Source organism: Synergistales bacterium, assembly GCA_021736445.1.
Lineage (GTDB): Bacteria > Synergistota > Synergistia > Synergistales > Aminiphilaceae > JAIPGA01.
In genome coordinates this window covers 1-10,140 of sequence record JAIPGA010000087.1, presented here as the reverse complement: position 1 = coordinate 10,140, position 10,140 = coordinate 1, and the positions used below count along the sequence as shown (strand labels likewise).

The following is a 10,140-nucleotide window of genomic DNA, read 5'->3' as shown; positions in this document are numbered from 1 at the left end:
CGCAACCGCGCCTGCGGCAGGGGTTTCCGCGGTGTTTCAGCCCCGCTGTCGGCGGCGCTGCGCAAAGAAGGCCTACAGCAGCTGGCGGCACTCCGGGGCCATCACTCCGCCAGCGGCCCGGCAGCGGTGGGCAAGCCGGCTGTCGCGGGGGATGTCGTAGAGGGTGCCCGCCGTCCCGGCGCGGGGGTCGGCGGCGCCGTAGACCAGCCGGGGGAGCCTGGCCTGGACGATGGCCCCGGCGCACATGGGGCAGGGTTCCAGGGTGCAGTAGAGGGTGCAGCCGTCGAGGCGCCAGCGCCCCAGCTCCACGGCGGCCTCCCGGAGGGCCTCCATCTCGGCGTGGGCCAGCGGATCGCCGCGCTCCTCGCGCCGGTTGCGCCCCCGGGCGATGACCGCGCCGTCTGCGACGACCACCGCTCCCACGGGAACGTCGCCGCCCCGGGCGGCCCGGCGGGCCTCCTCCAGCGCCGCTTCCATGCAGGCGCGGTCCCGTTCCGCCGGTGTCACCCCTTCTCCACCCGGCGTCCGGCCGCCGTCACTGCCGCTCCTCCGGCAGGGAGGGGATGTTCCGCCCGGAGTAGATCTCCAGCATCTCCTTGCGCAGGGCCCGCCGGATACGGGTCTTCTCGGCAGGCTGCAGCTCCGCCTCGCCGGCGCCGAAGAGGTAGTCGTCCAGCTGGAACTCCCGGAGGAGCATCTTGGTCTGGAAGATGTTCTCCTGGTAGATGTTGGTGTCCACCATCTGGTAGCGGTCCAGGGTCTCCCGGGCGATGAAGTTCTGGATGGAGTTGATGCTGTGGTCGATGAAGAGCTTCTCGCCGTCCTCGGCGCGGGTGAAGCCGCGGACCCGGTAGTCGATGACGGAGATATCGGGGTTGAAGGTGTGCACCAGATAGTTGAGCGCCTTCAGCGGCGAGATCTGACCGCAGGTGGAGACGTCGATGTCGGCCCGGAAGGTGCAGATGCCCTGGTAGGGATGCTTCTCGGGGTAGGTGTGCACCGTGATGTGGCTCTTGTCCAGATGACCGAGCACGGTCTCCGGCAGCGGCCCGGGTGCCTCGTCCATCTCCGCGGCGGCGTCGCTGCCGCCGGATTCCGGTTCGTCCTCCTCGGAGATCAGGATGGCCACGCTGGCCCCCTGGGGCTCGTAGTCCTGGCCGGCGATGTTGAGGATACGCGAGCCGATGATGTCCGACACCTCGGTGAGGATGTCGGTGAGACGCCTGGCGTTGTACACCTCGTCGATATAGGCGATGTATTCCCGGGAATCCCTCCGGGTCCTGGCGTAGCAGATGTCGTAGAGGTTGAAGCTCAGCGTCTTGGTGAGGTTGTTGAATCCGTAGAGTCGGATGTTCTCCGGGGCAGGGCCCCTTCTCTGTGGCATCACAGTTCCACCCCCTTGTTCCGGGTCCTGTCTGTGGGGCGCTTCGGGGCGCCCTGCGTTCCCTGTGGAACGCACCGATGGGGCGGGCGCGCTGCGGGGCGTCGTCTCACTCCTGCAGCGATGGCTCGCCGTGCCGGGGTACGATGCAGATGAACGAAAAGGGCCCGTCGCCGCCGTTTTCCAGGTGGTGTTCCACATTGGGGGGCACGTGGGCCCAGGAGCCCGCCTCGATTTCGTAGGTGTCGCCGTCGATGACCGCTCTGCCCGCCCCCTCCTGCACCAGGATGTAGTGCGGCCAGTGGTGGCTGTGGTGCGGCGAGGTGCCCTGCGGCGCCAGTGTGAAGAGCCGCATGACGTAGTCCTCCCAGAATCTCCCGGGCCCGAAGACGATCCGCTTGGTGAAGCCGCCGGTTTCGGGTTCCGGCTCTATGTCCCGCAGCGAGCCTGCCAGGTTGGTTTGTGTACATTCGTTCATGGTATCCCTCCTCTTCCAGGCTACAGGACTCCGCTTCGGGATGCAAAGAGCGGGCTGCCTGCAGCCTGTGGATGCAATGTCTGCCGTTCTATTCTACACTAGTGTCGGAGGTGATTGCGATGAAAACAATCGGACTCATCGGGGGACTCACGTGGGAGTCCACGGTGGAGTACTACCGGATCATCAACCGGGAGGTCCTGGCCCGGCTGGGCGGAACCCATTCCGGCGATATCCTGCTGTACAGCTTCGACTTCGACCATATCGACCGCTGGATGGCCGACGACCGCTTCGACGCGATCTGCGCCGAGGTGGTGGACGTGGGCAGGCGTCTGGAAACGGCCGGCGCGGGGCTGCTGGTGATCTGCTCCAACACCATCCACCGCTGTTTCCCCCGTCTGGAGGAGACGGCCTCGGTGCCGCTGATCCACATCGCCGACGCCGCGGCGGCACAGCTCAAGGCGCAGGGAGCACGGCACGCAGCGCTGCTGGGGACGCGCTTCACCATGGAAGGGGAATTCTACCGCACCCGCCTGCGGGAGCGGCACGGGATCACCACGGTCATCCCCCGCGAGGAGGACCGCAGGGAGATCGACAGGATCATCAACGAGGAGCTCACCTTCGGGAGGCTGGAGGAGGCTTCCAGGAAGCGGCTGGTGGGGATCATCGAGGAGCTGGCCGGGGGAGGCGCCGAGGCGGCGGTGCTAGGGTGCACGGAATTGCCGCTGCTGGTGCAGCAGAGGGATACGTCGGTACCGATTGTGGACACCATGACGGCCCAGGCCATGGCCGCCGTGGATATGGCGCTCGCCGGGGAGGCCTAGCTGTCCGGGTCGTCCTCCGTGACGGGGACGGCCTGGAGCTGGACGGCGTCCTCCGAATCGGCAGCCAGTTCCACCTCGAAGAGCGTTCTGGCGTCGTTGCTGCCGGCTCCGCCCTTGCCTTCGGCGGGGCCCGCTTCGGCGGCGGGCGGTTCCTGCGTGGCGGCCTCCTGGGCGCTCTGCTCCCACCTGCAGGGATCCTCGACAAAGATCTGCCTCAGCCCGAAGCCAAGGGACACCAGCAGGGAAAAGGAGATCAGCAGAAGCGCCGTTCTCCCTTTGTTGACACGGTAGCGTCGCTTGATCCGAACGGTCTGTTCCTGTGTTTCCACCCGGGCTCCCCCTTCCGAAGAGACGCCGCCGGGCTCCGGTGCTGCGCGGCGGCGTCTTCCGTTTCTGCAGGCCCTACCGGCCGATCCGGTTGGTCAGCCGGCCGATTCCCTCCACGGTCACGGTCATCTCGTCACCCGGCGCGACAGGCCCGATGCCGGCCGGCGTCCCCGTGATGATCACGTCGCCGGGCGACAGAGTCATCACCGAGGAGATGTAGGCCACGAGAAAGGGCACGTCGAAGATGAAGTTGGCCGTTGTGGAGTGCTGGACCACCGCACCGTTGTGGTGCATGCTGATCTCCCGCGGTCTCGGGTCGCTGTCCAGCAGGATCCAGGGCCCCAGCGGCGCGAAGGTGTCGAAGGACTTGCAGCGTGTCCACTGTCCGTCGCGCTGCTGGAGGTCCCGGGCCGTCACGTCGTTGGCGCAGGTGTAGCCCAGGACGGCGTCGAGGGCATCGGCTTCGTCGATACGGAAGGCCTTCCTGCCGATGACGATGCCGAGCTCGGCCTCGTAGTCCAGGCGCCCCACCTGGGGCGGATACCAGACCTCGGCGCCGTGGCCCACCACGGCGCTGGAGGGTTTCATGAAAAGCAGCGGCTCTGTGGGGATGGCGTGGCCGGTCTCCTCGGCGTGGTCCCGGTAGTTGAGACCGATGGCGATGATCTTGCCGGGTGTGGCGGGAGGCAGGAAGCGCTCCACATCCTCGAAGGCCGCGGTCTGTCCGGTCGGTCTGGCGCCGCCCTCGAAGTAGGAGCCTTCCAGGAGGGCGATGGGGGCTCCCTCGCCGTCGCAGAGGCCCTGCACCTCCCTGCCCTTGACGATACAACGCAGGTAATAGCTCAACGTCGATTCCTCCAGTTGTGGTCTGGCCGGGATGCATCCCGGCAGAGCCGCATTCTGTCCGGCTCAGTCCTGCCTATTGTCCACGGAGTCGCCCTCCGACGCAAGCCCCTGGACGTCAAAGGTCTTCCGGTCGGCGAATTCGGCGGCCTTGCCTCTGTTCCACTGGGAGACCGGGGAGAGGAAGCCCACTACCCGGGAATAGACCTCGCAGCGTGTCCGATTGCCCTTCTTCCGCTGTTCCATGATCAATCGCTCCTTTCCTGTTACAGCCGCAGTTCGGTGGGATGCCCCGCTTCCCTGAAGATCTCCTCGAAGCGGTGCATCTCGTCGTTGGTGAACTCCCGCGATTCCCTGTAGGCGGGATCCAGCGTTCTCCCCGCCCGGAAGCGCTGCAGCGCCACCCGTACTGTTTCGCCGGCGGGGATCTCCCGGGCCATGGTCTGCAGGTCCGCCGGGCTGTGCAGCCCCGGCACCAGGGTGGCCCGGAACTCCACGGGAAGGCCGCCCGCGGCGAGGAGGGCGAGGCTCTCGCCCACCCGCTCCCCCACCTCCGCCTCGTCGGTGAGCTCGCCGTAGCGTGCCAGGGGCAGCTTGACGTCCATGGCCACGGCGTCGACCAGCCGCTCCTCCAGGAGCCCCGCCAAAACGGCCGGCCGACTCCCGTTGGTGTCCAGCTTGAGCCGCATGCCCCGCTCCCTGACGGCGCGCGCGAAGGGCACCAGGCCCTCCTGCAGGGTGGGCTCGCCGCCGGTGAGGACCACGCCGTCGATGAAGCCCTTCCGCTCCTCCAGCAGCGGCAGGAAGGCCTCGGCTTCGGCGGTCTCCGCCCCGGTGTCGAAGGGCACCAGCTCGGGGTTGTGGCAGTAGGGACAGCGGAGGTTGCAGCCCTGGGTGAAGAGGACGGTGGCGATCCGCCCCGGGTCGTCCACCAGGCTGGTCTTCTCTACGCCTCCGATGCGCATAGGGCCTCGCTCTTCTCCCTGGCGGCCTCCTGGTCGCAGTAGGGGCAGAACTCGTGCTCCCCGGGGATGTAGCCGTGGATCGGGCAGATGCTGAAGGTGGGCGTGATGGTGAAGTAGGGCAGCCGGAAGCCCGCTGCGATCCGGCTGACCAGGGTGCGCACCGCCGCGCCGGAGGGCAGGCGCTGCCCGAGGAAGCAGTGGAAGACGGTGCCGCCGGTGTAGAGCTCCTGCAGCGGATCCTGCAGGGTGAGGGCCTCGAAGAGGTCGCTGGTGTAGCCCACCGGCAGATGGCTGGAGTTGGTGTAGTAGGGCGGCGCGCCCATCTCGCGCACCTCGTCGCTGTTGGCGAAAACGATGTCATCGCCGAACTGCTCCATGTCGCTCCTGGCGAAGCGGTAGGCGGCCCCCTCCGCCGGGGTGGCCTCCAGGTTGTAGAGGTTGCCGGTCTCCTCCTGGTAGCGCCGCATCCGCTCGCGCATGTGCTCCATCACCCGCTGGGCGAAGGCCACCCCTTCGCTGCTGCCCAGATCCCGGCCGGCGAAGTTGCGCAGCGCCTCGTTCATCCCGTTGATGCCGATGGTGCCGAAGTGGTTGTTCCAGTACCGGCCACTGCTCTGCCTGACGGAGCGCAGGTAGAACCGGGAGAAGGGATAGAGCTCCTCGTCGGTGAGCCGCTCCAGCACCTTGCGCTTGGTCTCCAGGCTCTCCCTGGCAATGTCCATGAGGTCATCCAGCCTGGCGAAGAACTCCTCCTCCGTGGAGGCGAGATAGCCCAGCCGGGGCAGGTTGACGGTGACCACGCCGATGGAGCCTGTCATGGGGTTGGCGCCGAAGAGCCCGCCGCCGCGCTTGCGCAGCTCCCGGTTGTCCAGCCTGAGACGGCAGCACATGGAGCGTGCGTCGTCGGGGTCCATGTCGGAGTTGACGAAGTTGGCGAAGTAGGGGATGCCGTACTTGGCGGTCATCTCCCAGACGGGCTCCAGCACCTGGTTGTCCCAGTCGAACTCCCGGGTGATGTTGTAGGTGGGGATGGGAAAGGGGAAGACCTTGCCGTCCACGTCGCCGTCGAGCATCACCTCGGCGAAGGCCCGGTTGAACATGTCCATCTCCCGCTGGTAGTGGCCCAGCAGGCCGTACTCCTCGCCGCCCACGTAGGCCGGGGTGTTTTTGAGGCTCCCGGGGACCACCAGATCCATGGTGATATTGGTGAAGGGGGTCTGGAAGCCCACTCTGGTGGGGACGTTGAGGTTGAAGACGAACTCCTGCACGGCCTGGCGGACCTCGCCGTAGCTCAGACCGTCGGCGGCGATGTAGGGGGCCAGATAGGTGTCCACGTTGGCGAAGGCCTGGGCGCCGGCGGCCTCGCCCTGGAGGGTGTAGAAGAAGTTGACGATCTGCCCCAGGGCGCTCCGGAAGTGCCGCGGGGGGCCGCTGCCGATCTTGGTGGGCACGCCGCGGAAGCCGGTGGTCAGCAGGTCCTGGAGATCCCAGCCGCAGCAGTAGACCGAGAGGTTGCTCAGGTCGTGGACGTGGAGGTCGCCGGCGATATGGGCGTCCCGGACCCGGGGGGTGTAGATCTGGTGGAGCCAGTAGTAGCCGGTGACCTCCGAGGCGATGTAGTTGTTGAGCCCCTGGAGGGAATAGCTCATGTTGCTGTTCTCCTTGACCTTCCAGTCCTTGCGGTCCAGGTAGCTGTCGATCATACTGGAGGCGTCCTCCAGCAGTGTCCTGGTGTTCCGGAGCTTCGCCCGCTGCTCCCGGTAGAGGATGTAGGCCTTGGCGATGTCGGCGTAGCCCTTCTCGACGAGGATCTTCTCCACCAGGTCCTGGATCTGCTCCACTGAGGGGCGCTGCTCGCGTGTGAAGAAGATCCCCAGATAGCTCTCCACCTCCCGGGTGATCTGTCTGGGGATGCCGCTCTCGTCGCGGCCCACGGCACGGGTGGCGTTCATGACGGCGTCGCGGATCTTCGTTCTGTCGTACCGCTCCTCCGTCCCGTTGCGTTTTCTGATGTGGCTGACTACCATGGTCTCACCTCTTCCGGTGTGGCGTTTGCACTATATATGCTTTCATTCGGCCCACACTACACTACATATGGGGGAAGAGGTCAAACGCCATGAGCAACAGATATCGTCGGCCCGGCTTGCCCACTATGCCGCGACGACCCTCCCGCCACGGCCCTTCGGCGGACCCGCCCCCGGACCGGCCTCCTCCGCAAAGGGGGGTTTTTGCGCCTCCCGCGGACGGATCCCGCCCTGCGGCGGCTCTCCGCGGCGGCCATTGCGGCGGCCATTGCGGCGGAACGCTGCGTCTGCAGGGGCCGGGAGGCCGTCCCGTGGAAATCGGACACCGCTGCGAAAAGAGGGGGGAGGATCTTCGCCGTATTCGTTTGCGCATGGGGGTTACATTTGCAATAATACATTATTGGAGATGCCTTCCCTCCGCCGCAGGGAGGGGGTGTCCCAAATCAGATTATGGGAGGCTGGTCGAATGGCGCAGGAACAGAACAGACAGCAGCGGGAAAAGGCGATGAGCAGCGAGGAGATCTCGTCGCTCTCCTTCCGGTACGGACACCTGGGTGCCGCCATACCGATGCTCTTTTTCATGCTCTGGGCGGTGCTGCTCAGCATCCTCGATGTGGCCACAACGGAGGGGCTTATCGTCGGTGCGGTGATCGGTCTGGGCATCGGGCTCTTCCTCTGCAGGAGTGCCTGGAAGGACTACGCCCAGGGCGTCTTTGAGGGGATGACCCAGACGGTGGGCGTGGTGGCCATCATCGCCTGGTTCTGGGCGGGCATGCTGGCTTCGATCCTCCAGGCCGGCGGTCTGGTGGAAGGACTGGTCTGGCTCGGCTTCGCCACAGGGGTGAAGGGCGCCATGTTCACGGCCGTCACCTTCCTCCTGGCGGGGCTCTTCGCCACGGCTGTGGGGACGGGCTACGGCACGACGGTGGCCTTCTGCATGCTCATGTATCCCGCGGGGATCGTCATGGGCAGCCATCCTGTGATCCTTCTGGGCGCCATCCTCAGCGGTGCGGCCTTCGGCGACAACCTGGCGCCCGTTTCGGACACCACCATTGTCTCGGCGGTCACCCAGGAGACGGATCTGATCGGCGTGGTCCGCTCCCGTTTCAAGTACGCCATCGCCGCGGCGATCCCGGCGCTGCTGGCCTTCATGCTCTTCGGCGGCAACGGCGCCGATGTGGCGGCCGGCGGAGCGGCCGCGGAGCAGGTGGGACAGCCCGGCGGTCTGGTGCTTCTCATTCCCTTCGCCATCGTGCTGATCGTGGCCTTTATGGGACACCACCTGATCACCTCGCTCTCCTGGGGGATCGTCTCGGCGATCATCCTGATCCCCATCTTCGGGCTGGGTTCCATCGGCGATATCATCCGGTTCAACATGGAGGCCGGCGAGGTGCAGGGCGCCCTGGCCGACGGGATACTGGGCTATGTCTCCATGGCGGTGCTGATCCTGCTGATTGTCGCCGCGGGGCACTTGATCTCCCTGGGCGGCACCATGAGCATGTTCCGCCACTTCGTGGCCGAGAAGGTGCAGGGGATCGTCCGCCGCGCCGAGATCGCCATCTGGGGCCTGGTGGGGATCCTCAACGCGCTGATCACCATCAACACGGCGGCGGAGATCCTGGCGGCGCCCTTCGTCAAGGACATCGGCGAGGACATGAACCTCCACGCCTACCGACGGGCCAACTTCCTGGACTCCATGACCTCCGCGCTGGGCTACATCTTCCCCTGGGCCGGCGGAACGCTGCTGGGGATCACCACGATCCAGAGCCTGACGGAGAAGTACGACTACATCTCGGCGGTCAACCCGATCCAGGTGGTGCCCTTTGTCTTCCACGGCTGGTTCCTGGTGATCGTCATGTTCATCGCCGCCTACACCGGCTTCGGCCGCCGCTACACGGGCAAAAACGGCGAACCGGTGAAGGTGAACCCTCTGGCGGTGGGTCAGTCTGACGAGGAGGCCCCGGAGGTGCAGCAGACCGGGACCCCGGAGGAAAGCTCCGACGCCTCGGCCGGCGAAGGCGACGAGCAGGAGTAAAACAGGTAGCAAACGCCGCAACAGTGTGCAATGAACATCCGGGCCCGGCGGAAATCCCGCCGGGCCTTTCCGTTGCCGCCATGGCGGCCGGCGGGTGGTATACTCGACAGAGTGCAGTGTATGCAAAGATTCCGGTTTGTGCTCCGGCACCGGGGCACGGCTGTTGCAGGGGGGATGCAGGGATGCTGGGCAAGGCCCGAGACTGGACAGCAACAATCGCCAGGCGCTACGACCACCGTCTCTGGGCGCTCTTTACGGTGGCGGCGACCATCTCCGTGGGCTTCGCTGCGGCGATGCCCTTTGTCAGCATCTATCTCTACCGGGAGCTGGGGGTCTCCATGAGCGGTGTGGGGATGATCATGCTGATCACGGCGGGGTGCGGCTCGGTGGGCCGCATCATGGGCGGGGAGATCGCCGACCGCCTGGGCCGCCGTCCGCTCCTCCTCTGGACGATGGCTGGACGGGCGCTGGTCTTCGCCGTGATGGCATCCTTCGTCTACCTCCGCTGTTCCTACCTGGTTGTGGCGGCGGCCTTCATCGCCGCCCGTTTCGTGGGGGCCCTGGCCCGGCCTGGGGTGAACGCGGTGGTGTCGGATATCGTGCGGCCCGAGCACCGCGCCGAGGCCTTCGGGATCATCCGGATCGCCATGAATGTGGGCTGGGCGGTGGGACCGGCCATGGGCGGCGTTCTGGTGACCTTCTCCTACTGGTCGCTCTTCGCGGCCACTGCCGTGTCGGCGCTGATCGGTTTTGTGCTGATCCTGGCGTTCATCGGCGAGTCGATCCGCGAGGCCGCCAGGGAGCGCTTCGAGCTGAAGCGTGTGCTCGACGCCGGGACGGACCGGACCTTCCTGGTCTTCTGCTTTTTCAGCCTCCTCCTGCTGCTGGTGATGGGCCAGCTGGTGAGCACCCTCTCGGTCTTTTCGACGGAGTTCGTGGGGATCAGCGATGTGGAGCTGGGGCTGCTCTACGGGCTCAACGGCGCGATGGTGGTCTTCTTCCAGTGGCCGGCGGCGGCCTTCGGGCAGCGGATCGGCATCCGGCGGGCGCTGACGCTGGGGGCGCTGCTCTTCGCGGTGGGCTACCTCTCGGTGGGGCTGGCGTCGTCGCTGGCGCTCCTGACGCTTTCCATGGTGCTGGTGACGCTGGGGGAGGTGGTCTTCTTCCCCAGCGCCATGGCGGCGGTGGCCAATCTGGCGCCTGCCGACCGAACGGGCCGCTACATGGGCTTTTTCGGCCTGGCCGAGGCCATCGGCTGGTCCGGCG

Annotated in this window: 11 protein-coding genes; 3 read left to right on the top strand and 8 right to left on the bottom strand. The window is 66.4% G+C overall.

The window, feature by feature from the left end; all coding sequences use genetic code 11:
- Nucleotides 1-72: 72 nt before the first annotated feature.
- From K9L28_10460 to K9L28_10450, 3 genes are all read right to left on the bottom strand, one after another.
- Entirely contained in the window at nucleotides 73-477 is a 405-nt protein-coding gene (locus tag K9L28_10460) for a nucleoside deaminase (protein MCF7936749.1), read from the bottom strand.
- A 58-nt stretch (nucleotides 478-535) separates the two neighbouring features.
- On the bottom strand, nucleotides 536-1,384 hold the full coding sequence (gene speD / locus K9L28_10455; protein ID MCF7936748.1) for an adenosylmethionine decarboxylase: 849 nt from the start codon (nucleotides 1,382-1,384) through the stop codon (nucleotides 536-538).
- A 106-nt stretch (nucleotides 1,385-1,490) separates the two neighbouring features.
- Nucleotides 1,491-1,859 carry a cupin domain-containing protein gene (locus K9L28_10450; GenBank protein ID MCF7936747.1) on the bottom strand — a complete coding sequence of 123 codons (369 nt, stop codon included), beginning with the start codon at nucleotides 1,857-1,859 and terminating at the stop codon, nucleotides 1,491-1,493.
- Between the two features lie 119 nt (nucleotides 1,860-1,978).
- Here K9L28_10450 and K9L28_10445 point away from each other — a divergent pair, with 119 nt between their 5' ends.
- A complete protein-coding gene (locus K9L28_10445; GenBank protein MCF7936746.1) occupies nucleotides 1,979-2,680 on the top strand; it encodes an amino acid racemase in 702 nt (233 codons plus the stop codon).
- On the opposite strand, the gene K9L28_10440 is transcribed toward K9L28_10445, so the two are convergent.
- The 5 genes from K9L28_10440 to K9L28_10420 form a co-directional block, all read right to left on the bottom strand.
- On the bottom strand, nucleotides 2,677-3,009 hold the full coding sequence (locus K9L28_10440) for a hypothetical protein (protein MCF7936745.1): 333 nt from the start codon (nucleotides 3,007-3,009) through the stop codon (nucleotides 2,677-2,679). The genes K9L28_10445 and K9L28_10440 overlap by 4 nt on opposite strands.
- A gap of 73 nt (nucleotides 3,010-3,082) precedes the next feature.
- Nucleotides 3,083-3,841, bottom strand: coding sequence for a fumarylacetoacetate hydrolase family protein (locus K9L28_10435; GenBank protein MCF7936744.1), 759 nt, complete (start codon nucleotides 3,839-3,841; stop codon nucleotides 3,083-3,085).
- Between the two features lie 75 nt (nucleotides 3,842-3,916).
- Nucleotides 3,917-4,096: an anaerobic ribonucleoside-triphosphate reductase gene (locus tag K9L28_10430; GenBank protein ID MCF7936743.1), complete on the bottom strand. Its 180-nt coding sequence runs from the start codon at nucleotides 4,094-4,096 to the stop codon at nucleotides 3,917-3,919.
- A 20-nt stretch (nucleotides 4,097-4,116) separates the two neighbouring features.
- Nucleotides 4,117-4,815 carry an anaerobic ribonucleoside-triphosphate reductase activating protein gene (locus K9L28_10425; GenBank protein MCF7936742.1) on the bottom strand — a complete coding sequence of 233 codons (699 nt, stop codon included), beginning with the start codon at nucleotides 4,813-4,815 and terminating at the stop codon, nucleotides 4,117-4,119.
- Nucleotides 4,797-6,842 carry a ribonucleoside triphosphate reductase gene (locus tag K9L28_10420; GenBank protein MCF7936741.1) on the bottom strand — a complete coding sequence of 682 codons (2,046 nt, stop codon included), beginning with the start codon at nucleotides 6,840-6,842 and terminating at the stop codon, nucleotides 4,797-4,799. Before K9L28_10420 ends, K9L28_10425 begins: the two co-directional genes overlap by 19 nt.
- Nucleotides 6,843-7,305: 463 nt before the next feature.
- Here K9L28_10420 and K9L28_10415 point away from each other — a divergent pair, with 463 nt between their 5' ends.
- Entirely contained in the window at nucleotides 7,306-8,874 is a 1,569-nt protein-coding gene (locus tag K9L28_10415; GenBank protein ID MCF7936740.1) for a hypothetical protein, read from the top strand.
- A 182-nt stretch (nucleotides 8,875-9,056) separates the two neighbouring features.
- Nucleotides 9,057-10,140 (top strand): MFS transporter (locus K9L28_10410; GenBank protein ID MCF7936739.1); only part of this gene is annotated, 1,084 nt, incomplete at its 3' end.

What these genes read in the sequence shown, in the direction of transcription:
- K9L28_10445 (MCF7936746.1), top strand. Translation starts at nt 1,979, where the DNA reads ATGAAAACAATCGGACTCATCGGGGGACTCACGTGGGAGTCCACGGTG.
- speD (MCF7936748.1), bottom strand. Translation starts at nt 1,384, where the DNA reads ATGCCACAGAGAAGGGGCCCTGCCCCGGAGAACATCCGACTCTACGGA.
- K9L28_10430 (MCF7936743.1), bottom strand. Translation starts at nt 4,096, where the DNA reads ATGGAACAGCGGAAGAAGGGCAATCGGACACGCTGCGAGGTCTATTCC.
- K9L28_10415 (MCF7936740.1), top strand. Translation starts at nt 7,306, where the DNA reads ATGGCGCAGGAACAGAACAGACAGCAGCGGGAAAAGGCGATGAGCAGC.
- K9L28_10450 (MCF7936747.1), bottom strand. Translation starts at nt 1,859, where the DNA reads ATGAACGAATGTACACAAACCAACCTGGCAGGCTCGCTGCGGGACATA.
- K9L28_10460 (MCF7936749.1), bottom strand. Translation starts at nt 477, where the DNA reads ATGGAAGCGGCGCTGGAGGAGGCCCGCCGGGCCGCCCGGGGCGGCGAC.
- K9L28_10420 (MCF7936741.1), bottom strand. Translation starts at nt 6,842, where the DNA reads ATGGTAGTCAGCCACATCAGAAAACGCAACGGGACGGAGGAGCGGTAC.
- K9L28_10425 (MCF7936742.1), bottom strand. Translation starts at nt 4,815, where the DNA reads ATGCGCATCGGAGGCGTAGAGAAGACCAGCCTGGTGGACGACCCGGGG.